Below are 20,148 nucleotides of genomic sequence, written 5' to 3' on the forward strand. Positions count from 1 at the left end.
AACAAGAGAAAAATCGAAGTAACGAGAGAAACGTCAAGGACCCGCCGTGAGATCGACTCTGTTCGCACTTTCCGTCGTCGCGCTTGTCAGCGCCTTCGAACCCGGCGCCGCCCTTGCCCAAACCTCCGTCGAGGATCCCTGGGTCCGCGCGACCGTGCCCGCGCAGCAGACCACCGGCGCATACATGAAGCTGAAGAGCGAAAAGGGCGCGAAGCTCGTGGCCGTGAAGACCTCCGCGGCGAAGGTGGCCGAGATCCACGAGATGAAGATGAAGGGCGACGTGATGGAGATGCACGAGATCAAGGCGCTCGAGCTGCCGGCCGGCAAGTGGGTGGAGCTCGCGCCCGGCGGCAAGCACCTCATGCTGATGGAGGTCGCCAAGCCGCTCGCCAAGGGCGACAACGTGCGCATGACGCTCGTCCTCGAGGACAAGGAAGGCAAACGCTCCGAGCTGGAAGTCGGCGCCACGGTGCGCGGCCGATGAAGTCGAAGGGCCTCACCACGCGCACGAAGCTCGCGCACGCGGGCCGCAGCGCGAAGAAGTCGCCCGGCACCGTGAACCTGCCGGTGGCGCGCGCCTCCACCGTCCTGTTCGAAAGCCTCGCCGATCTCGACGACATCCAGAAGCGCTTCGACGCCGACGAAGTGGTGCCGACGTACGGCATCGCGAACATGCCGCTGCGCGCCGCGTTCGAGGAGCTGATGGTGGAGATCGAAGGCGGTTACCGCGCGGTGACGCTGCCCTCGGGCCTGGCCGCGAACGCCGTCGCGTTGCTGGCGGCGCTGAAGACCGGCGATCACGTCCTCATGGTCGACAGCGTCTACGGTCCGGCGCGGCGCGTGTGCGACCGCACGCTCAAGCGCTACGGCATCGAGACCACGTACTACGACCCGCTCATCGGCGCCGGCATCGAGAGGCTGATGAAGCCCAACACGAAGTGCGTGTATCTCGAGAGCCCGGGGTCGCACACGTTCGAGGTGCAGGACTTCCCGGCCATCGCGAAGGTCGCACACGCGCACGGCGCCGCGGTGATCCACGACAACACCTGGGCGACCGGGCTTTTCTTCAAGTCGTTCGAACATGGCGCGGACCTCGTCGTGCAGGCGGCGACCAAGTATCCGGGCGGGCACTCCGACGTTCTGATCGGTGCGGTGGTCGCGAACGAGAAGTACTGGCCTTCGCTGCGAGACGTCGCGCGCGACCTCGGGCAGAACGCGAGCCCCGACGACATCTTCCTGGCGCTTCGCGGCATGCGGACGATGGAAGTGCGCCTGCGCACGCACCAGGCTTCCGGCATCGAGATCGCCACGAAGCTCGCGTCGCACCCGAAGGTGAAGCGCGTGCTGCACCCGGCGCTGCCATCCGACCCGGGGCACGTGCTGTGGAAGCGCGACTTCACCGGCGCGGCGGGTCTCTTCGCGATCGAGCTCGTCGACACGCCGCGGGAGAAGGTGGCCGCGTTCGTCGAAAGCCTCGAGCTCTTCGGGCTCGGCTTTTCGTGGGGCGGCTTCGAGAGCCTCGTGATGCCGTCCAATCTCCGGAGCATCCGCACGGCCACGCCATGGAAGGGCGGTCCGCTCGTTCGCCTGCAGATCGGCCTCGAGGATCCCGCGGACCTGATCGCCGATCTCGAGCGCGGCCTCGAGAAGCTGGGCTAGATGCACCTCGACGCGGCGCTGCGCACTTCGCTCGCGTCGGCCCTCACCGATGCGCTGGAGGAGGTCGTCACGATCACGGATGCGAGCGCGGTCTCCGGCGGCTGCATCCATCGCGCGAGCCGCATCGACGGTGAAGCCAGCGGCGAGAAGCGCGCGTGGTTCGTGAAAGTGAACACCGAGGAACACGCGGCGATGTTCGCGGCCGAGGCCGATGGGCTCGCGGCGCTCGCGAAGACCGGCGCGGTGCGCGTGCCGAAACCGATCACGCATGGCAGGGGAGAAGACCACGCGTACCTCATCCTCGAATGGCTCGACCTCGCGCCCCTGTCACCCGCGAGCGGCGCTGCCCTCGGCGTAGCCCTTGCGCAACTGCATCGCACGACCGTCGTTCGCTGCGGCTGGCCCCGCGACAATTTCATCGGCTCGAGCCCGCAGGTGAACGACCAGGACAACGACTGGGTGCGCTTCTGGAAGTTGAACCGGCTGCACGCGCAGCTGCGGCTCGCGGCGCACAACAAGCTGCCCTCGAAGATGATCCACCGTGGCGAACGCCTGGTGACCGACTGCGATGCGTTCTTCACGAGCTACCGTCCGATTCCCTCGCTGCTGCACGGCGACCTGTGGAGCGGCAACGCGTCCGAGCTCGCCGACGGCGCGCCCGCGGTCTTCGATCCGGCGGTCTATCACGGCGATCGCGAAGCCGACCTCGCGATGACCGAGCTCTTCGGCGGCTTTCCTCCGGACTTCAAGGCCGCCTATCGCAACGCCTGGCCGCTCGACGATGGCTACCCGGTGCGCCGCGACCTCTACAACCTGTATCACGTGCTCAACCACGCGAACCTGTTCGGCGGCAACTACGTGCGCGACGCCGAGCAACGTGTCGAGCGCCTGCTCGCGGAGATCCGCTGATGCGCTACCTGCTGCTGTTCCTCTTCGTCACCGTCGCAAACGCCGGCTTCAAGCTCGAAACCGTTGCACCCGGCGTCATCGCGTCCATCCGCACCGAGCCGCCCGGGATCATGTTCGAGGCGAACGTGGTGTTCATCGTGAACGACGAGGACGTCGTCGTGGTCGATGCGAACGGAACGCCGACGGCCGCGAAGGAGTCCATCGCCGCGCTGCGCTCGATCACGACGAAGCCCGTCCGTTATCTCGTGAACACGCACTGGCACACCGATCACGTGACGGGCAATGCCACGTGGCGCGAAGCGTATCCGGGACTGGAGATCGTGGCGCATGCGACCGCGCGCGCCGACATGGCGGGCACAGGGGAAGCGAATCGCAAGAGCTACCTCGAAGCCGCACCCGTGCTCGCCAGGCGCCTGCGCAACATGCTCGAGGTGCGCAAGAACTTCGCCGGCGAGTCGATGACCGACGAGGAGGTGGCCGGCTTCACGAGCGATGCGGAGCTCATCGAACGGTTCGCCACCGAAGCGCCGGGCACACCCATGGTGCTGCCGACGCTGGGAATCGAGGAGCGCATGACCCTCACGCGCGGCGCCCGCACGATCGATATCCGCCACCTCGGGCCCGGCCACTCGCGCGCGGACCTGATCGTGCATCTGCCGGTGGAAGGCATTGTCATTTCCGGCGATCTCATCGTGTCGCCCGTGCCGCTCGTGGGAAGCACGTCGCTGCCTTCGCAATACGCCGCCACACTCGAGAAGCTGATCGCATTGCGCCCCAAGGCGATCGTGCCGGGCCACGGGCCCGTGCTCACGGACGACCGGCAACCGAAGCTGATGGTGCGGATGCTCGAATCCATCACGAAGCAGGTGGCCGCCGCGGTCGCGCGAGGCGAGTCGCTCGAGCAAACGCGAAAGAGCGTGGACCTCGCGGAGTTCCAGCGCGCGTTCGCGGGCGACTCGGCGCAGAAGGCATTCATCTTCAAGAGCTACGTCGCCGGCCCGGCCGTCGCCGCGGCATACGACCAGGCGAGGACGAAATGAAATACTGGCTCGGTATCGGACTGGTGTTCGTGATGCAGGTGATCGTGACGTACGTCACGGCCATCATCCCCACCAACGGCTCGTTCCTGGGCCTCGGGAATATGTTGCTCGGCGTGATGGGCATTCCGATTACTGCGCTGGGCAACTGGGCGCTCATCAAGAGCAAACCCGAAAAGAGCACGGCACAGCACGTGATCCGCTCGTTCTTCATCGGACTACTGCTGCCGGCCGCACAGGTGGGAATCGTGATCCTCTGGAAGGTGACGGGGATCTAGCGGTCGAGCGGGCTCACCACGCCGCGCCCGCCGCGGTTGAGCACGTGGGTGTAGATCATCGTGGTGCTCACGTCCTTGTGGCCCAGCAGCTCCTGCACGGTTCGGATGTCGTAGCCCGCCTCCATGAGATGTGTTGCGAAGCTGTGACGCAGCGTGTGCGTGGAGACGGCCTTGGCGATGTTCGCGCGTGCCGATGCCCGCGATACCGCGCGCTGCAACGTCTGTTCGTGGAGGTGATGGCGGCGCCGCTGCCCGGTGCGCGGATCGATCGAGAGCTCGTGGGCTGCGAACACCCAGTGCCACGCCCACTGCGTCGCCGCCTTCGGGTTCTTGCGCGCGTAGGCGTGCGGGAGCTCCACGCCCGCGATGCCATCGGAGCGGTCTGCGAGATACCACTCGTGGATGGTCTTGAGGTGAATGCGCAACGGTTCCACCAGCGCCTCGGGAAGTACGGTGACGCGATCGCGCCCGCCCTTGCCCTGGCGCACGAGCACCTCGCGGCGTTCGAGCTCGAGATCCTTCACCCGCAGCCGCACGCACTCCATCAACCGCATGCCCGTGCCGTAGAGCAGGCGAGCCATGAGGCCGTGCATGCCGTCGATGTGCGCGAGCAGCGTGCGCACCTCCGCGTGCGTGAGCACCGTGGGCAGGCGGGCGGGCTTCTTCGCGCGGCGGATCTCGTTGAGCCACGGCAGCTCAACGGCGAGCACCTCCTTGTAGAGGAAGAGGAGGGCCGAGAGCGCCTGGTTCTGCGTGGAGGCGGCGACGTTGCGCTCCTCGGCGAGCGCGGAGAGGAAAGCCGTAATCTCCTCGGCGCCCATGTCAGCGGGATGGCGCATTCGGTGGAACACGATGAACCTCTTGATCCAGTGCGCGTAGGTGCGTTCGGTGCGGATGCTGTAGTGCAGCGTCCGGATGCGGGTGCGCACCTGGTCGAGGAGGCGGGGTGGGGAGGACATGAAGCAAGAACGGGGGCGGTGAAAAACACGTTGACGACCGCCACCTTTCCGGGCTGCGTTGAACCCCGCGACAGCAGTAAACTAATGGCGTGAGAAAGACTTCAAGCCAATCAAACCGTTTTTTGACGGACAGAAGGCAGGCGGTTCCTGCATTTCGTCTGTCTACATATTGTTAGCTCTCACCCATGGACACTCGAAGCATCGCGACACTGCTCCTAAAAACCACTGGGTTGGTGCTGATCGTCGTTTGCGTTGCGTTCCTGCCCGGGTACATCCCCATTGGAGTCCGCGGCAATGAATTCTCCATCGGAGAACTACTTGGTGCCGCGGCATTGGCACTTGGGCCGCTGGCGATACTCGGAGCCTTACTGTGGTTCTTCCCGGGTACCGTGGCGAACAAAGTTGTCGCCAGCACGCCAGCGGACAACGGTCCATTCGACACTCGTCCGCTTGAGTTGGTCGCGCTGACTGTCCTTGGTGTCTTCCTTGTCGCTGACGGGCTCATCGGTGCGGTGCGAAGCATCGTCCTTCTCATATACATTCACCGCCAAGACTTGACGCCAGTTCCCGCATCCGTTGTAGCTCACGCAGTGGCGACCACCGCGGAACTGATCATCGGAGTCGCTCTTTGCATCGGTGCCAAGGGTGTCTCGCGCGTCATCGGAAGATTGCGAGGGTGAGAGCTAACAACGCGTTCGAACGGACGGGCCAGTGCGTTGCGCGGGCCTGGCGGCCCGCTCACGCACCCGCCGTTCAACTCGGTCGTTAGAGGTCACTGCTGAACGGTCGTGCCTGGGGAGGAGCAATGCGAAAGATGCTCTATTTTGGGATAGGTGTTCTGCCAGGCTTGGCACTACTCGGTGTCGGTGCGCCTCGGGAGGTTGGGCGTTTGCTCGTGCTCATTGGAATAGCCATAGGCATGTTCATCTACGTTCGTTGGCGCAGTGACTACTATCCACCCGAAGGTGGGCCTTCCCGAGTAAGGCGCGGCTCGAGCTACCTTCTTTTTGCGGCCGGTCTTGTTATGTCCGGCTCGTTCTCGGGATGGTGAGTGCAGTGACCTCTAACAACGCGTTCGAGCGGACGGGCCAGTGCGCTGCGCCTCCGGCTCGCGCACCCGCCGCTCAACTCGGTCGTTAGACCGCACGAACGTGGCTGACGAGTTCGTCATCTATAACGGAGCCCGAATGATCAAGGGCTGGCCGGAGCGAATCCTGGAGGCGCAGGAACAGCTCAACTACACCTTGGCCGACGGAACGCTGGTCGCGCGTCTTCCTTACGGTGACGAATCTGGGGACTGGGGGGCAAACGATCATCCCTGCGGCGATTGCCGAGTGGTGAAGGGCCAACTGCATGTCATTGGCTGCGACGTCGAGCGGTGTCGCCTTTGCGCAGGCCAGGTCCTCTCGTGCGACTGCCCGTACGATGAGGAGGAATGACGTGCGGTCTAACAACGCGTTGGAGCGGACGGGCCAGTGCGCTACGCCTCCGGCTCGCGCACCCGCCGCTCAACTTAGTCGTTAGCCGTCATGCGCAAGTATTTGGCGTCCCTCACCATCGCAGTCGCATGCACCCCGTGTGTGCCATTCGCCTCCGAGGTCCCGCGCATTGAAATATCCGTCGCATGGGCAAATGCCACCGCAGCTCAGATCGAGCGAGACATCGCCATCCCACTCGAGGCACGGTTCAGCGGCCTGCCACGGATCACGGAAGTGCGCTATGCGGCGGCCCCGGGCTCAGTGGTCGTGCGCATTGCATTCGCTCAAACGCCAACGTGCGCCGAGGTCGAGGCTATGTCGCGGCATCTGGAAGAGGCGCGACGCACCTTTCCCAGTGCGGCCTCAGCGCCCGTGTTGGCAGTTGTCGGTGGCAAGTGCAAACATGACGGCTAACAACGCGTTGGAGCGGACGGGCCAGTGCGCTATGCCTCCGGCTCGCGCACCCGCCGCTCAACTTAGTCGTTAGCTCGCTTCATGACGGTCCGTGGCTACAAGATGCGCATGTCCTATGTCGACCGACAGGGCAAGAAGACCCGTCCATCTCACTGGGTCGATGTCCCGGCGGCAACTCGCCATTTGGACGGCCTCGCTCAGGTAAAGCCGTACATGGCGCGCGTCCTCGCTTCGGAAGCGTCGTCGAGTTGGGCGCAGTTCTCGACGAATAGCGGCCACACCGCCATCAGCCTCGGGAAACGCGACGGGCGGCTTTACCTTGCGCTCACCGTCGAAGTAAAGCAGCGGAAACGTGAAGCCGACGTTCGCGCGTTCTTCTCGAAGCGGAGCATTCTTCCGACGAGTGACTATCTAGGCGCAAATGGTGGTGTTCCGGAAGCCACTCGTATCATGGACTTTCCGATCCCCAATGATGTTGGGATCGCCGCACGTATTGCCACCGACCTTCTGCGGGAGGTATACCGATTGCGAGATACCACCACACTCGATATCCGGTTCGAAGAACATGAAGCGAGCTAACAACGCGTTCGAACGGACGGGCCAGTGCGTTGCGCGGGCCTGGCGGCCCGCTCACGCACCCGCCGTTCAACTCGGTCGTTAGGTAGCACTAGGACCAACGTGGTCAATTTGGCGATCATGGTTCCTGGGACGTACTCGGCGCTGGGGTCCTATGGGTTCAGCGAAACGGGCCTTCGTCTTCCATTCCGGGGCTCGTTCTCTGTCGAGGCCTTTCCCAATGCGCTCGTCATCGAAGGCCAGGCGCAGCAGCACAGCGGTCGGCCCAACTATCCGTTTCGCCTCGCGGTGGAGCGCGATCTCACCTCGCAATCGCAGGCGGAAGCCTCCGTTGCCGTGGCGGGAGTGCCAGCCTTAGCCGGTCGCATTTCCCTAGTTGGTCCGACACTAGAACTGCTGGCGTACGATCTTCCTAGCAACTCAGTGCTCAGTGCGAGAATTGTGCCCATGGAGAAACCGCGGCTCTATGAGCTGTCTGGCTTTCTCTCCTTGCACGGGCTGCGGTGGTTTCCCTTTCACTTTCGCGCCGGGCCAACGGAGTCTGAAGATGCGCTATCGAACGTTGTGGGCATCTCGAGTCGGAGGGCCAGTTGAAGGTGCTACCTAACAACGCGTTGGAGCGGACGGGCCAGTGCGCAGCGCCGGCCTGGTGGCCGGCTCGCGCACCCGCCGCTCAACTTAGTCGTTAGAACTCATGCGAACCAGTGGCGAGCGCTTTCGCGAGTTGGTCCTCTGTGCACTCTTGGGCGTCGGACATGGGGTGCACGCGCAGGAGACGCAGGACGTCAAGTTTCTCTCGTGGTACGACGGTTGGGGCACCCACGAGATCTGGGGAGGCGGAAAGATCAACGCAAGCTACTCGGGTGCATCGGTGAAATGCGGCTCGCTACGAGTTTCGGTGACGCCGATCTATGACACTCATGCGGATGGGCAACCGCCCACCAAGAGTCAGACATCCGACTTTGCCAAGGTGCACAACAGTAAGGTCCTGGAGCAGCTCCGATCGCGGGGGCTGAAGTGCGACTTCTCGAAGAAGGGCAGTGCCAAATGAGTGAGCGCATGAGTTCTAACAACGCGTTGGAGCGGACGGGCCAGTGCGCCGCGCCTCCGGCTCGCGCACCCGCCGCTCAACTTAGTCGTTAGCTTGCAGTAGCAGCGCGCGAACATGAGCAGACTCCTCCAGTTCACCCCGTATCGAGTGCGACCGTGCCCGAGTTGCGGCGCTGAATCGTCGCGGTTGAGCTGGCCGCTCGCGTGTCCTCGCTGTGGTCACGACTGGAGCGCGGACCGTCGCCATAACGCGGCCGTAAGCGCTCTTCAGGGCACACTCTTCATCATGGTCATGCCCCTGGTCGCGGTCTTGTTCCAGTCTTGGGCCAGCGTCGGTGTAGCCCTTGCCGCGATCGTCGCACTCGAGTTCTGGAAGAGGTAGCCGCCGTGCCCATAGTTACCATCCGACTGCAAGCTAACAACGCGTTCGAACGGACGGGCCAGTGCGCAACGCGTGCCTGGCAGCCCGCTCGCGCACCCGCCGTTCAACTCGGTCGTTAGGCAGCATGAACACGATCATCGCGGCATCAGCGATTGCGGTTGGCTCTTGGATCTCAGTCCCTGGGGGCGCGTGGACACCCGATCCTGAGGCGATGGCGAAACTGCAAAGCTCGATCCGACCCTTCGTGGTTGAGCAAGCCGCATTGACCGAACACAAACTGCCAGCGTGGTCGAGCTATACGTTTCAGTATCAGGGCCAGCTCCGCGGCCGTACCAAGATCATCTTCGTGAATGCATTTTGCGCACCACCTCCCGCAAACGCTCGGAAGCAGCTCGTTGTGGTGCTCGATGGCGGTCCGTGCTACTTCACGCTCAAGTACGATCCCGGACAGCGCAAGTTCTTTGATCTGCAGTTCAACGGGGTGGCGTAGATGCTGCCTAACAACGCGTTCGAGCGGACAGGCCAGTGCGTTGCGCGGGCCTGGCGGCCCGCTCACGCACCTGCCGCTCAACTCGGTCGTTAGATGTCATTGGAGCGCCATCGCGAGCCTGAGGCACCCGCAAAACGCGGCGGCGCCATCTTGGTCTGGGTCGCGGTAGCTGGCTACGTCGCACTTGTGGCATGGGACCTATACCGACGCCATACCGTTGGCGAACGAGCCCTGGATACGCTGTTGAAGCACCTGTCCATCGAGCACCGTGCCGTGTTAATGATGGTTTCCGTTGGAATTGCGGTCGTCGTGCTTGCGGTCAGCTTGTTACGTGCCAAGGACAATCCTGCATTCAAGCTCAAGCCATTCTGGAAGGTGGCCGCGGCAGTTTCCTTGCTTATGGCTGCGTACGTGTGGGCAACCAATGACATCTAACAACGCGTTGGAGCGGACGGGCCAGTGCGCTGCGCCTCCGGCTCGCGCACCCGCCGCTCAACTTAGTTGTTAGATGTCATGAAAGGCAGCGCTGGCGAATCTGCGGGGAGCGAGGATGAAGAACTCCTTCTCGAGCGCCTCATCGCCGAAGCAATGGCTGAGCGAGTGCCACAGTTCGAGAAGTACCTTGTCCCTCCGTTTGAGGTTGCCTACCATTATCGCGGCGCCCCAATGGAGGTCTGGGTCGTCGCACGTGCGAAGAGTGCCGTCCTGTTCATCGAGTTGGAATCGGAGCAGTTTGGCGTTGGCTTTCTTCTCGACGGCGGTGAAGTAGAGAACGTAAACCTCTTTCCCTCAGCCGAACTAGCGGCACCGGCGTTCCAAGGTGCAATCGCACATGACATCTAACAACGCGTTCGAGCGGACCGTGGGCGAGCGTGGGCCGCACCCAGGTTGCCAACCGGTGGTTGGCTGGCTCTGCATGCGGCAAGCGGCGCATCGTGCGGCCGCTCAACGCAGTCGTTAGACATCCGATGGACCGTGACTCCGCAAAGAGTGTCGTTGAGGCGATCGAGGCCGCCTCTGCTAAGGTCAACGAATCGCTGCACACTGTTATGTGCAACGAAAGTCTCGGCACGGCGAAGGTTTACGGTCGCCTTGTTGGTGACTTCCTCGGGATCTCGTACACGAACGCGCTGGCTCGGATATGGAAGGCCTACCCAGACCTCGAACCGCCGGAAATGAAGACGCCGTACGTCGAGGCGAAGCCTTCATTGACCGCCGAGTCGCGCGCAGCCATTCAAGAGGGCCTCACCCATGCGCTGGAAGCGATGGACCGCGTTAGAGCGACCATGATCGAAAGCGACCCCAGCCTGTCCCTCCGAAAGGGAGACATCGCCGAGTTAGAAGCTACGGTCGACGCGCTGGCAGCCTTTCTCGAGCGCCCACGGTTTCGCGAAGAGCCGAGCACGGATGTCTAACAACGCGTTGGAGCGGACGGGCCAGTGCGCGGCGCCTCCGGCTCGCGCACCCGCCGCTCAACTTAGTCGTTAGGCTGCAACGGGAAGCGTCATCGTGGGGAGGAGCAGCCGCGTGAGTTGGGCATGCCTCCGAAGGTCGGCGAAATCCTCAGGCTGCTTCACGACGATGGGTGGTACATCGTGACCGTGCGCGGCAGCCACAGGCAGCTCAAGCACCCGACCAAGCCCGGTCGCGTCACGGTCCATGGCAAGCCCAGCCAGAGCATTGCTCCGGGTACACTAAACAGCATCCTGAAACAGTCCGGCCTCAAGAAATGAGGACCCCTATGCGCTATGCGGTCGTAATCGAAAAGGCCCAGAACAACTACTCGGCGTATGTGCCCGATCTTCCGGGGTGCATCGCCACCGGTGGCACTGTGGCCGAGGCCCAACAGTCCATCCGTGAAGCGATCGAGCTTCATCTATCCGGCATGCGTCAGGACGGCATTCCCTTTCCGCAGCCGTCTAGCCAGGTCGACTACATAGACGTTGCAGCCTAACAACGCGTTCGAGCGGACCGTGATCCAGCGTGGGCCGCACCCTGGTTGCCAACCAACGGTTGGCTTGCTCTGCATGCGGCAAGCGGCGCATCGTGCGGCCGCTCAACGCAGTCGTTAGCCGTCATGCGCAAGTATTTGGCGTCCCTCACCATCGCAGTCGCATGCACCCCGTGTGTGCCATTCGCCTCCGAGGTCCCGCGCATTGAAATATCCGTCGCATGGGCAAATGCCACCGCAGCTCAGATCGAGCGAGACATCGCCATCCCACTCGAGGCACGGTTCAGCGGCCTGCCACGGATCACGGAAGTGCGCTATGCGGCGGCCCCGGGCTCAGTGGTCGTGCGCATTGCATTCGCTCAAACGCCAACGTGCGCCGAGGTCGAGGCTATGTCGCGGCATCTGGAAGAGGCGCGACGCACCTTTCCCAGTGCGGCCTCAGCGCCCGTGTTGGCAGTTGTCGGTGGCAAGTGCAAACATGACGGCTAACAACGCGTTGGAGCGGACGGGCCAGTGCGCTATGCCTCCGGCTCGCGCACCCGCCGCTCAACTTAGTCGTTAGATCGCACTATGCGCGGACTTCGGTGGCTTGCGATCGTCATAGGCACATTTGGTGCACTGTTGTTCGTGGTGACGCTCGTGGCGATTTATTGGCATCTTCAACTTGAGAGCTATTCCGCTAGTTCAATGTCCCCTGAGGAGGTCATCGTTCGAGATGACATTCTGGCGAGATTGTGGCTCGGCTCTCTTGTGAACGGGTTAGTGGCTCTGGCGGCAATCGCCTCCAGCATTGGACTCTTTCGTCGCAAGCGCTGGGCACCTCCTCTGTGGATCGCCGCTAGCATCTTGATGCTGGTCGCTGCCGCAGTCGCCTCGTACTATGAGCCCGATGCTTGGCGCAATCACGTTTTCGAGCTCCTCCTCGCGCTTGTGTCAGTTCCAGTGCTAGTCGTTGCATGGAGGCGAGGCGACAGTGCGATCTAACAACGCGTTGGAGCGGACGGGCCAGTGCGCAACGCCGGCCTGGCGGCCGTCTCGCGCACCCGCCGCTCAACTTAGTCGTTAGACAGCACGGAACGTGATCTCGAACTCCAAACGTCAGGGCTACGTCGCAATTGGGCTTGGCATCGTGGCGCCTATCGCTGCATACCGACTCAGCCAGATGCTCGCTCTCGGAGAAATGGGGCCAACAATTCTTGGCGTCGGCATTTTCGTTGGCCTGGCGGCCGTCGCGGGCTATCTGGCGCCAGACCGGTTCTGGGCAAGTATCCTTTTGATCTACGTCGGAGTCGCAATCGGAACCACCGTAGATGCGCTCATGAGCTCCTCAGGACGAAATCTGTTTCCCTTCGAGATAGCGTGGTGGTGGCTCGTCGGCGCGCTTCCTCTCGCAATGGGTATTCATTTGGGTCGGTCCGTGGCCAAGGAGAGGGAACGTGCTGTCTAACAACGCGTTGGAGCGGACGGGCCAGTGCGCTACGCCTCCGGCTCGCGCACCCGCCGCTCAACTTAGTCGTTAGGCATCATCCAATACGGCCGTGCCAACCACTTACATCATCGAAGACGAGCTCCATGCCGAACAAATGGGTGAATACTCGTCCTTGGCTGCGGCAGTTGCGGAGCTGGAGCGATGGAAGAGCGTGCCTTGGGACGCGGCTCCGAACTTGGCCCCGTGCACGAACTCGCACAACTGCGGACGGATGTACGAAATTATCGAGTACGACACGTCGGACAAACCGTGGAAGGAGATCCGCCGCCTTCCTGTCCTGGAGGTTTCCCGTACCGTTGTTCAGTGGCTCGACGAACTCCCAGGAGCGCGGAATGATGCCTAACAACGCGTTCGAGCGGACGGGCCAGTGCGTTGCGCGGGCCTTGCGGCCCGCTCGCGCACCCGCCGCTCAACTTAGTCGTTAGGCATCATGCTGACAGGCCTCGAGTATTCCATCGCTGTTGGTCCAGGGCAGATTGGCGACATCGACGCCGCCCTGTTGACGCTGAGTTCCGAGTTCGTTGAATTAAATGTCTGGCTGCCGCTTCAGGAACTCGATCGCTTGGAGTCTCGTATCCCGCTCGATCAAGGGGGCACCAAGGCGTTTCAAGCTGGCCGTTCTGCAGGCGCACCAGTGCACTGGATTCGGCAACCCACGGGCCAGTTATATATTCTCGTCGGAGACGACGACGAAACTTGGGACTTCTCCATCATCGTCAGTCCGTCATGTGCTGCGTCGCTATTCACGGACCTTCGCATGTTCGCCGGGAGGGAGAAGCATGATGCCTAACAACGCGTTGGAGCGGACCGTGAACCATCGCGGCGCGCTGTGTCATTGCGAATGGGCATCGTGCCCGGCCGCTCAACTCGGTCGTTAGAGTGCATGCCAAGAAATATGCGCAATCTCGGGCCAAAGTCGGAGGAGATGCTCCGAAAAGCGGGCATCACCTCTCAGGCCCAACTCCGTAAGCTCGGCGCAGTGCGGGCGTTCGTGAAAGTGAAGGCCAGTGACTCCCGCGCATCGCTGAATCTCCTTTGGGCGCTCGAGGGGGCATTGAGCAACCGACCCTGGCAGGAGGTTGCGAAGCGCGATAGGTTGTCGCTTCTCTTGGCTGTGGAACAACAATCGAAGGGCGGACATGCACTCTAACAACGCGTTGGAGCGGACGTCCTGCAAGCTGCGCTTGCAGGGACCCTCGTCGCTGCGCTCCTCGGCCGCCGCTCAACTCGGTCGTTAGATCTCAACGAGTGGCTTACGGGAAGAAGATCGTTCTGAATTGTCTGACCGGATACAAACCGGCGGTGGGCCAGCTCGCCGAAGCTTTCGTTCGCGATCGAGTGAAATACGTCGGCGTTGTCGGTCCGGATTGCTCCAAGATCGAGGACATCATCGATGACGCAGGCGTTGGCGACGGTTCAAGCCCGTGGTTCATTCTCACGGCGTCGCACGAAGGGGAAACCCTTGAGGACGCAATCGCCTTTGCAGAGTCGCTGAGTGACGAGTATGCCGGGGAGGTACAGATTGTTGAGATCTAACAACGCGTTCGAACGGACGGGCCAGTGCGCAACGCTGTCCTGGCGGCCCGCTCGCGCACCCGCCGTTCAACTCGGTCGTTAGATCGCAGCCGAACATCATCACCGTGCATCCCGTGGCTCACGGAGGCAGCGTGGTTAAAGGTCACCTCAGCGCAGTCAGGGTCTCGGCGTCAGGGGCGCTTCATCAGCGCCGTCACCGCCGAAGCGCTGTCATCTGCGCAGCCAGGACGCATCGTCGCGAGCTTTGGCAGAATGCACCCATGCACACACAAGGCGGCGGTCAGCGTCCTAACTTCGCGTTCGAACGGACGGGACAGTGCGCGGCGCCTCCGGCTCGCGCACCCGCCGTTCAACGCGGGCGTTAGACATCGGGCAGGTCAACGATGGATGAGACACCGAAGGAGCTCTTCATGCGAACGCTCAAGGTCGAGCCGAGCATAGCAGGCGAGCTGGAAGCAGCGGGGTTCACTTGCCTCGACGAGGTGGCCTACGTGCCACAAGACGAGTTGCTCGAGGTCGCGAACGTTCCCGAGGCACAGCTCCTTGAGCTTCGGCGAATGGCGCGCATTTATCTGCTGTCGGCTGAAAGTGGAGACAGCTCAGGAATGCCCGATGTCTAACAACGCGTTGGAGCGGACGGGCCAGTGCGCGGCGCCTCCGGCTCGCGCACCCGCCGCTCAACTCGGTCGTTAGATGTCATTGGAGCGCCATCGCGAGCCTGAGGCACCCGCAAAACGCGGCGGCGCCATCTTGGTCTGGGTCGCGGTAGCTGGCTACGTCGCACTTGTGGCATGGGACCTATACCGACGCCATACCGTTGGCGAACGAGCCCTGGATACGCTGTTGAAGCACCTGTCCATCGAGCACCGTGCCGTGTTAATGATGGTTTCCGTTGGAATTGCGGTCGTCGTGCTTGCGGTCAGCTTGTTACGTGCCAAGGACAATCCTGCATTCAAGCTCAAGCCATTCTGGAAGGTGGCCGCGGCAGTTTCCTTGCTTATGGCTGCGTACGTGTGGGCAACCAATGACATCTAACAACGCGTTGGAGCGGACGGGCCAGTGCGCTGCGCCTCCGGCTCGCGCACCCGCCGCTCAACTTAGTCGTTAGATCGCAGCCGAACATCATCACCGTGCATCCCGCGGCTCACGGAGGCAGCGTGGTTAAAGGGCACCTCAGCGCAGTCAGGGTCTCGGCGTCAGGGGCGCTTCATCAGCGCCGTCACCGCCGAAGCGCTCTCATCTGCGCAGCCAGGACGCATCGTCGCGAGCTTTGGCAAAATGCAGCCATGTGCACACAAGGCGGCGGTCAGCGTCCTAACTTCGCGTTCGAACGGACGGGCCAGTGCGCGGCGCCTCCGGCTCGCGCATCCGCCGTTCAACGCGAGCGTTAGATCGCAGCCGAACATCATCACCGTGCATCCCGTGGCTCACGGAGGCAGCGTGGTTCAAGGTCACCTCAGCGCAGTCAGAGTCTCGGCGTCAGGGGCGCTTCCTCAGCGCCTTCACCGCCGAAGCGTTGTCATCTGCGCAGCCAGGACGCATCGTCGCGAGCTTTGGCAAAATGAAGCCATGCACACACAAAGCGGCGGTCAGCGTCCTAACTACGCGTTCGAACGGACGGGACAGTGCGCTGCGCCTCCGGCTCGCGCACCCGCCGTTCAACGCGGGCGTTAGAAGGCTAGCGAAGGTTTGTGCAGGAGACCTCTCCAATGAAGCCGATCCGTTCTTACCATTGGTGGATCACCGGCTCACTTTTCGCCGTGGCAGGCGCGCTGTACCTCACTGGCTTCACGACCGGCGCAAACGCTACCGTCGTCCTGGCGATCATTGTCGAAATGGTGGCCTGGATCTCATACGCCGCACACCCATCCAACCGTTCCGACAGCAACTCAAAGGAGTGAGCGCGTCCGTGGCTAAAGGTCTGAAGCCTTCTAACAACGCGTTGGAGCGGACGGGCCAGTGCGCTGCGCCTCCGGCTCGCGCACCCGCCGCTCAACTCGGTCGTTAGATCGCAGCCGAACATCATCACCGTGCATCCCGTGGCTCACGGAGGCAGCGTGGTCAAAGGTCACCTCAGCGCAGTCAGGGCCTCGGCGTCAGGGGCGCTTCTTCAGCGCCGTCACCGCCGAAATGCTGTCATCTGCGCAGCCAGGACGCAGCTTCGCGAGCTTTGGCAAAATGCAGCCATGTGCACACAAGGCGGCGGTCAGCGTCCTAACTTCGCGTTCGAACGGACGGGCCAGTGCGCGGCGCCTCCGGCTCGCGCACCCGCCGTTCAACGCGGTCGTTAGAAGGCAGCATGAGGCGCCGTGCGTTCCTAACCACCGCAGCCGGACTGTCGGCGCTCCATTTCATCGCGGCATTCACCGCACTAGGTACGGCATTCGACTCATCGATGACGCGCTTTCTTGCTAACACTGTTGAGCTTCCGGGGGCCGTCGAGAGGGTCTCGGGAGAGGTTGCACGCGTACTGTTCGAGCCGATGGACTACGCTCGCGAATTGCTCGCGATCCCAAGTAATCTCTGGTGGCCAACGGTCGTCGCAAACAGTCTCATTTGGGGCGTCGCGGGACGCTTGCATCGCATACGCCGTCATCGCGGCCAGGAAAGGCAGAGATGCTGCCTTCTAACAACGCGTTGGAGCGGACCGTGATCCAGCGTGGCGCGCCTCTCAGGCGCGAAGCGGCATCGTGTGCGGCCGCTCAACTCGGTCGTTAGAGCTCACGTGATCACGAAACTGGGTACGCTAGCTCGAACACAAGCATGGAAGCTCTGTGTTGGCTTTGCCCTCCTCACCGCTGGCGGCCTTCTCCTGTTTGGAGCCGAGGTTCTGTTTTCGACACCACGCGATGGAAGGCTCATCGGTTCGCTCATCGGGCTGGTCTCGCTGATTTGGCTATCCCTTACTGTGTATTGCCCGAACTGCCATCTCCGACTATTTTGGCGTGGCATCTCAACGAGGGGGCTGCTCGAGTGGTTTGGCTGGGTGCTGGACCTTTCCGAGTGTCCGCGATGTGGTCACAACGGGAGACAACGTGAGCCCTAACAACGCGTTGGAGCGGACGTCCTGCAAGCTGCGCTTGCAGGGACCCTCGTCGCTGCGCTCCTCGGCCGCCGCTCAACTTAGTCGTTAGACAGCAATGAAGCTCGTGGACGCGTTGCCGCACGTAGTGAACGACCTTAAGGGTGCGTTGCTCCAGATTGGTCGTGGCGATATCGTAGACCAGTTGGCCGAGGTGTCGGTGGAACGCTGGACGTACGACGACATGGCCGATGCCACGTACATCTACGTCGGCTCACTGCGTTCCCTCAATGAGGTGGACCTCAACATCATCGGTGGAAGGCACGGAGAAACGGTATCGCTTTACGATGAGCTGGGAATGAACATCGATCTCGACAATCACAGACGAATCGCTGGCGTGGAAATTCTCGAGGGAAGGCACATTGCTGATCAATTGGCGGCCATTGCTGTCTAACAACACGTTCGAGCGGACCGTGATCCAGCGTGGCGCGCCTCTCAGGCGCGAAGCGGCACGGCGTGCGGCCGCTAAACTTAGTCGTTAGCCATCACAATGAGCGAGCGTCGGCGATTCGTGCCAATTGGGTTGCTGATCGCGCCGCCAATTGCGATGTTGTGTGTTGCGGCGCTTATCACGGCCGTGGGAGGGCTCGAGTGGAATCTCAACGTCCATCACGTCGGGCACATGCTCCTCATGTTGGCCTTCATCGCAACAATCGTTGTCGGGGTTATCGTTGAGGCCGTCGCTGTGTTGGACGCAGTAGTCGCAATGAGAACGACTCCTCAGCTGCGCACAACGCGCAACGTGGCCACCACGACATGCGGTGCGTTAGTGGCCGTCGTAATGGGGGTCTACCTGGTATGGGCAACAGCATGAGAATTGGTGTGATGGCTAACAACGCGTTGGAGCGGACGGGCCAGTGCGCAACGCCGGCCTGGCGGCCGTCTCGCGCACCCGCCGCTCAACTCGGTCGTTAGGCATGCGAATCAGCCGCACCGTGATGGCATTGGTCGCTGTTCCAGTGGTTGCCGGGGCAGCGCACGCCGCAACGCTCCTACCTCTGGTAGCTCGCACGACTAGCGGACCGACGCTTAGCGACATCGCCTTCTCCGCGGCATTCGTGGCGGGACTCGCGCTCGTGTTTGCGGTCGTCGTCCTACTTCCACTGTCCCATCTTCTGCGAAAGGTCTCGAGTGCTCGTACAGTGGTGGTGGTCGTTGGCGCCATCATCTGGGCCGCACTCTCGTATGCTGTATTCGTCTCACTGGGGGACGCAGACCGCGCAGCAGCGTCCAGTCTCAAGTCATTGGTTGTCGGCGTGCCTGCAGTCATCGTATTCGCGGCACTCCTCGGAAGGGGGCAGCATGCCTAACAACGCGTTGGAGCGGACGGGCCAGTGCGCTGCGCCTCCGGCTCGCGCACCCGCCGCTCAACTTAGTCGTTAGACGGCATGGAGAACCAGCGGCGAAACAGGAGGCTGCTCACCATAGCGTTGGTCGGCGTGCCCATCGTCTTCGTTGTTCTCGGACAAATGGCGTACGGCGTATCGAAGCGCTTCGGAGGGTTCTTCCCAAACGACGCGTTCTGGCTGGGTCTCATTGGTGCCTGTGTATGTGGGGGTATCGCCGCAGTCATCGTCCAGTCTTCGTGGTCCCGCGCAAAGCGAGCCTTGGCGGCCACTGGATACACTGTCGCAATGGCTGTCGTACTCCTTCTGCTTCAGGGCGTCGTGTCATGCCTCAATGGAGACTGCATCTGAATGGACATGCCGTCTAACAACGCGTTGGAGCGGACGGGCCAGTGCGCTGCGCCTCCGGCTCGCGCACCCGCCGCTCAACTTAGTCGTTAGGCAGCATCGGAGACGTCGTGGCAATCGCACCCGAGCCCATTCTTCGCGCAGGCAGTGACGCCGTCTATCTTGCCTGCATCTACTGCAGAGCAAGCGCGCTCGAGGGAACATCGTCGCCGCAAATGGTCAGTCAGCTCATGGACGCAATTCACGACATTCCGCGAATGCTTACCAACTGGGAGCAGCATCACTCCGTCGACACCATTCGCAATCATCTCGGCTGCTTCGAGGCTGCGAAGTGGCCGGGAATGCCGGACTTGGTGGCACACTTCAACGCAAAGCTACGTGAGCATGGAAACGATGCTGCCTAACAACGCGTTGGAGCGGACGGGCCAGTGCGCGGCGCCTCCGGCTCGCGCACCCGCCGCTCAACTTAGTCGTTAGGTCTCATGAGAAAAATCGTCATCGCAGCGGTTGGTATCGCAATTTTCGCGGCCGGAGTTGTGGCTGGTGGTGCCGCAACTCTCCAATTCACTACGATGATGTACGGGGGCTTCAACACTGTTTCGGCCGCCGCCGCCGTCTCAGCGAAAGTTGCCGCACTCGATGCGATTCGATCCAACGACTACGCCAAGGCGACCGAAATGCTTGAGACGCTGCTTGATGGGGACATCATTTCGCTGAAGGCTTTGATGACAGATTTTCCTGACCCAATGGCCCCAAAGGCGTTGGCGCGAGCGGCAAAGTACCGCGCCGCCAATCCTAGAAAGACCGGCGAAGCTATCGTCGACAATGCTGTAGCGGAGGCACTTGCATCCGCACCGTCGGGGGCTCAATGAGACCTAACAACGCGTTGGAGCGGACGGGCCAGTGCGCGGCGCCTCCGGCTCGCGCACCCGCCGCTCAACTTAGTCGTTAGATGGCATGAGAAGCGTCATACAGACCATCGGCACCGCGCTCTGTCTCGCATTCACCAGCGCGGTGCAAGGCACGCAACTTGAACCTACGGATGCGCTTCTGAGGGTGTTGGCTCAAGATCGGAAGGCGGCGGTGCAGCAGCCGTTGGGAACCTATCCGCGAGTGACTCGAGACGTACAGCCGCTTCTTGGCGTGTCACAAGCGACAATCTTC

25 protein-coding genes are annotated in these 20,148 nt (G+C 62.2%); 24 read left to right on the forward strand and 1 reads right to left on the reverse strand.

Annotated features, from left to right (window positions below; translation table 11 throughout):
* Window positions 1-46: 46 nt before the first annotated feature.
* Genes DSM104440_RS01330 through DSM104440_RS01350 form a run of 5 tightly spaced genes read left to right on the forward strand, consistent with a single transcriptional unit; the run spans window position 47 to window position 3,883 of the window.
* Window positions 47-484, forward strand: a complete 438-nt coding sequence (locus DSM104440_RS01330) for a copper chaperone PCu(A)C (protein WP_212758160.1) — start codon at window positions 47-49, stop codon at window positions 482-484.
* Window positions 481-1,659 carry a cystathionine beta-lyase gene (gene metC, locus DSM104440_RS01335; protein ID WP_171160060.1) on the forward strand — a complete coding sequence of 393 codons (1,179 nt, stop codon included), beginning with the start codon at window positions 481-483 and terminating at the stop codon, window positions 1,657-1,659. The genes DSM104440_RS01330 and metC overlap by 4 nt, the downstream gene beginning before the upstream one ends.
* Window positions 1,660-2,568: a fructosamine kinase family protein gene (locus DSM104440_RS01340; RefSeq protein ID WP_171160063.1), complete on the forward strand. Its 909-nt coding sequence runs from the start codon at window positions 1,660-1,662 to the stop codon at window positions 2,566-2,568.
* The gene (locus tag DSM104440_RS01345) at window positions 2,568-3,608 is read left to right on the forward strand and encodes an MBL fold metallo-hydrolase (protein WP_171160065.1); all 1,041 of its coding nucleotides are present in this window, start codon (window positions 2,568-2,570) and stop codon (window positions 3,606-3,608) included. The genes DSM104440_RS01340 and DSM104440_RS01345 overlap by 1 nt, the downstream gene beginning before the upstream one ends.
* Window positions 3,605-3,883, forward strand: a complete 279-nt coding sequence (locus DSM104440_RS01350) for a hypothetical protein (protein WP_171160067.1) — start codon at window positions 3,605-3,607, stop codon at window positions 3,881-3,883. The genes DSM104440_RS01345 and DSM104440_RS01350 overlap by 4 nt, the downstream gene beginning before the upstream one ends.
* Here DSM104440_RS01350 and DSM104440_RS01355 read toward each other — a convergent pair.
* On the reverse strand, window positions 3,880-4,842 hold the full coding sequence (locus DSM104440_RS01355) for an integron integrase (RefSeq protein ID WP_171160069.1): 963 nt from the start codon (window positions 4,840-4,842) through the stop codon (window positions 3,880-3,882). The two genes, DSM104440_RS01350 and DSM104440_RS01355, sit on opposite strands and share 4 nt — an antisense overlap.
* A gap of 185 nt (window positions 4,843-5,027) precedes the next feature.
* Between DSM104440_RS01355 and DSM104440_RS01360 the strand changes: the two genes are divergently transcribed.
* From DSM104440_RS01360 to DSM104440_RS01450, 19 genes are all read left to right on the forward strand, one after another.
* Entirely contained in the window at window positions 5,028-5,522 is a 495-nt protein-coding gene (locus DSM104440_RS01360; RefSeq protein WP_171160071.1) for a hypothetical protein, read from the forward strand.
* Window positions 5,523-6,029: 507 nt separating this feature from the next.
* Window positions 6,030-6,281 (forward strand): hypothetical protein, encoded by a 252-nt coding sequence (locus DSM104440_RS01365; RefSeq protein WP_171160073.1) that lies wholly within the window; start codon window positions 6,030-6,032, stop codon window positions 6,279-6,281.
* A gap of 561 nt (window positions 6,282-6,842) precedes the next feature.
* Window positions 6,843-7,313, forward strand: coding sequence for a hypothetical protein (locus DSM104440_RS01370; RefSeq protein WP_171160075.1), 471 nt, complete (start codon window positions 6,843-6,845; stop codon window positions 7,311-7,313).
* Window positions 7,314-8,866: 1,553 nt separating this feature from the next.
* Window positions 8,867-9,232: a hypothetical protein gene (locus DSM104440_RS01375; protein ID WP_171160078.1), complete on the forward strand. Its 366-nt coding sequence runs from the start codon at window positions 8,867-8,869 to the stop codon at window positions 9,230-9,232.
* 243 nt (window positions 9,233-9,475) lie between these two features.
* Window positions 9,476-9,667, forward strand: coding sequence for a hypothetical protein (locus DSM104440_RS01380; protein ID WP_171160079.1), 192 nt, complete (start codon window positions 9,476-9,478; stop codon window positions 9,665-9,667).
* Between the two features lie 78 nt (window positions 9,668-9,745).
* Window positions 9,746-10,075 carry a hypothetical protein gene (locus DSM104440_RS01385; protein WP_171160081.1) on the forward strand — a complete coding sequence of 110 codons (330 nt, stop codon included), beginning with the start codon at window positions 9,746-9,748 and terminating at the stop codon, window positions 10,073-10,075.
* A gap of 29 nt (window positions 10,076-10,104) precedes the next feature.
* A complete protein-coding gene (locus DSM104440_RS01390; protein ID WP_171160083.1) occupies window positions 10,105-10,647 on the forward strand; it encodes a hypothetical protein in 543 nt (180 codons plus the stop codon).
* Between the two features lie 123 nt (window positions 10,648-10,770).
* The gene (locus DSM104440_RS01395; protein ID WP_171160085.1) at window positions 10,771-10,965 is read left to right on the forward strand and encodes a type II toxin-antitoxin system HicA family toxin; all 195 of its coding nucleotides are present in this window, start codon (window positions 10,771-10,773) and stop codon (window positions 10,963-10,965) included.
* Window positions 10,966-10,973: 8 nt separating this feature from the next.
* Window positions 10,974-11,186 carry a type II toxin-antitoxin system HicB family antitoxin gene (locus tag DSM104440_RS01400; protein WP_171160087.1) on the forward strand — a complete coding sequence of 71 codons (213 nt, stop codon included), beginning with the start codon at window positions 10,974-10,976 and terminating at the stop codon, window positions 11,184-11,186.
* Between the two features lie 1,075 nt (window positions 11,187-12,261).
* Window positions 12,262-12,630, forward strand: a complete 369-nt coding sequence (locus tag DSM104440_RS01405) for a hypothetical protein (protein ID WP_171160089.1) — start codon at window positions 12,262-12,264, stop codon at window positions 12,628-12,630.
* A 472-nt stretch (window positions 12,631-13,102) separates the two neighbouring features.
* Window positions 13,103-13,462, forward strand: a complete 360-nt coding sequence (locus DSM104440_RS01410; RefSeq protein WP_171160091.1) for a hypothetical protein — start codon at window positions 13,103-13,105, stop codon at window positions 13,460-13,462.
* Window positions 13,463-13,597: 135 nt separating this feature from the next.
* Window positions 13,598-13,822, forward strand: a complete 225-nt coding sequence (locus tag DSM104440_RS19570; RefSeq protein ID WP_212758161.1) for a TfoX/Sxy family DNA transformation protein — start codon at window positions 13,598-13,600, stop codon at window positions 13,820-13,822.
* 152 nt (window positions 13,823-13,974) lie between these two features.
* A complete protein-coding gene (locus tag DSM104440_RS01420) occupies window positions 13,975-14,208 on the forward strand; it encodes a hypothetical protein (RefSeq protein ID WP_212758162.1) in 234 nt (77 codons plus the stop codon).
* A gap of 410 nt (window positions 14,209-14,618) precedes the next feature.
* Window positions 14,619-14,828 carry a hypothetical protein gene (locus DSM104440_RS01425; RefSeq protein ID WP_171160095.1) on the forward strand — a complete coding sequence of 70 codons (210 nt, stop codon included), beginning with the start codon at window positions 14,619-14,621 and terminating at the stop codon, window positions 14,826-14,828.
* A 223-nt stretch (window positions 14,829-15,051) separates the two neighbouring features.
* Window positions 15,052-15,243, forward strand: coding sequence for a hypothetical protein (locus tag DSM104440_RS01430; protein ID WP_171160079.1), 192 nt, complete (start codon window positions 15,052-15,054; stop codon window positions 15,241-15,243).
* A 674-nt stretch (window positions 15,244-15,917) separates the two neighbouring features.
* Complete coding sequence (locus DSM104440_RS01435) at window positions 15,918-16,109, forward strand: hypothetical protein (protein WP_171160097.1); 192 nt, start codon at window positions 15,918-15,920, stop codon at window positions 16,107-16,109.
* A gap of 1,239 nt (window positions 16,110-17,348) precedes the next feature.
* Entirely contained in the window at window positions 17,349-17,684 is a 336-nt protein-coding gene (locus DSM104440_RS01440; protein ID WP_171160099.1) for a DUF2283 domain-containing protein, read from the forward strand.
* A gap of 1,410 nt (window positions 17,685-19,094) precedes the next feature.
* A complete protein-coding gene (locus DSM104440_RS01445) occupies window positions 19,095-19,388 on the forward strand; it encodes a hypothetical protein (RefSeq protein ID WP_171160101.1) in 294 nt (97 codons plus the stop codon).
* Between the two features lie 78 nt (window positions 19,389-19,466).
* Window positions 19,467-19,856 carry a hypothetical protein gene (locus DSM104440_RS01450; RefSeq protein ID WP_171160103.1) on the forward strand — a complete coding sequence of 130 codons (390 nt, stop codon included), beginning with the start codon at window positions 19,467-19,469 and terminating at the stop codon, window positions 19,854-19,856.
* The last annotated feature ends 292 nt before the right edge of the window (window positions 19,857-20,148 follow it).

It is taken from the genome of Usitatibacter palustris, assembly GCF_013003985.1.
Lineage (GTDB): Bacteria > Pseudomonadota > Gammaproteobacteria > Burkholderiales > Usitatibacteraceae > Usitatibacter > Usitatibacter palustris.

Excerpts from the sequence above, each read along its gene's own strand:
- DSM104440_RS01360 (WP_171160071.1), top strand. The coding sequence starts at position 5,028 with ATGGACACTCGAAGCATCGCGACACTGCTCCTAAAAACCACTGGGTTG.
- DSM104440_RS01340 (WP_171160063.1), top strand. The coding sequence starts at position 1,660 with ATGCACCTCGACGCGGCGCTGCGCACTTCGCTCGCGTCGGCCCTCACC.
- DSM104440_RS01345 (WP_171160065.1), top strand. The coding sequence starts at position 2,568 with ATGCGCTACCTGCTGCTGTTCCTCTTCGTCACCGTCGCAAACGCCGGC.
- DSM104440_RS01350 (WP_171160067.1), top strand. The coding sequence starts at position 3,605 with ATGAAATACTGGCTCGGTATCGGACTGGTGTTCGTGATGCAGGTGATC.
- DSM104440_RS01440 (WP_171160099.1), top strand. The coding sequence starts at position 17,349 with ATGAAGCTCGTGGACGCGTTGCCGCACGTAGTGAACGACCTTAAGGGT.
- DSM104440_RS01435 (WP_171160097.1), top strand. The coding sequence starts at position 15,918 with ATGAAGCCGATCCGTTCTTACCATTGGTGGATCACCGGCTCACTTTTC.
- DSM104440_RS01385 (WP_171160081.1), top strand. The coding sequence starts at position 9,746 with ATGAAAGGCAGCGCTGGCGAATCTGCGGGGAGCGAGGATGAAGAACTC.
- DSM104440_RS19570 (WP_212758161.1), top strand. The coding sequence starts at position 13,598 with ATGCTCCGAAAAGCGGGCATCACCTCTCAGGCCCAACTCCGTAAGCTC.
- DSM104440_RS01400 (WP_171160087.1), top strand. The coding sequence starts at position 10,974 with ATGCGCTATGCGGTCGTAATCGAAAAGGCCCAGAACAACTACTCGGCG.
- DSM104440_RS01410 (WP_171160091.1), top strand. The coding sequence starts at position 13,103 with ATGCTGACAGGCCTCGAGTATTCCATCGCTGTTGGTCCAGGGCAGATT.
- DSM104440_RS01365 (WP_171160073.1), top strand. The coding sequence starts at position 6,030 with ATGATCAAGGGCTGGCCGGAGCGAATCCTGGAGGCGCAGGAACAGCTC.
- DSM104440_RS01355 (WP_171160069.1), bottom strand. The coding sequence starts at position 4,842 with ATGTCCTCCCCACCCCGCCTCCTCGACCAGGTGCGCACCCGCATCCGG.
- DSM104440_RS01425 (WP_171160095.1), top strand. The coding sequence starts at position 14,619 with ATGCGAACGCTCAAGGTCGAGCCGAGCATAGCAGGCGAGCTGGAAGCA.
- DSM104440_RS01370 (WP_171160075.1), top strand. The coding sequence starts at position 6,843 with ATGTCCTATGTCGACCGACAGGGCAAGAAGACCCGTCCATCTCACTGG.
- metC (WP_171160060.1), top strand. The coding sequence starts at position 481 with ATGAAGTCGAAGGGCCTCACCACGCGCACGAAGCTCGCGCACGCGGGC.
- DSM104440_RS01375 (WP_171160078.1), top strand. The coding sequence starts at position 8,867 with ATGAACACGATCATCGCGGCATCAGCGATTGCGGTTGGCTCTTGGATC.
- DSM104440_RS01450 (WP_171160103.1), top strand. The coding sequence starts at position 19,467 with ATGAGAAAAATCGTCATCGCAGCGGTTGGTATCGCAATTTTCGCGGCC.
- DSM104440_RS01395 (WP_171160085.1), top strand. The coding sequence starts at position 10,771 with ATGCCTCCGAAGGTCGGCGAAATCCTCAGGCTGCTTCACGACGATGGG.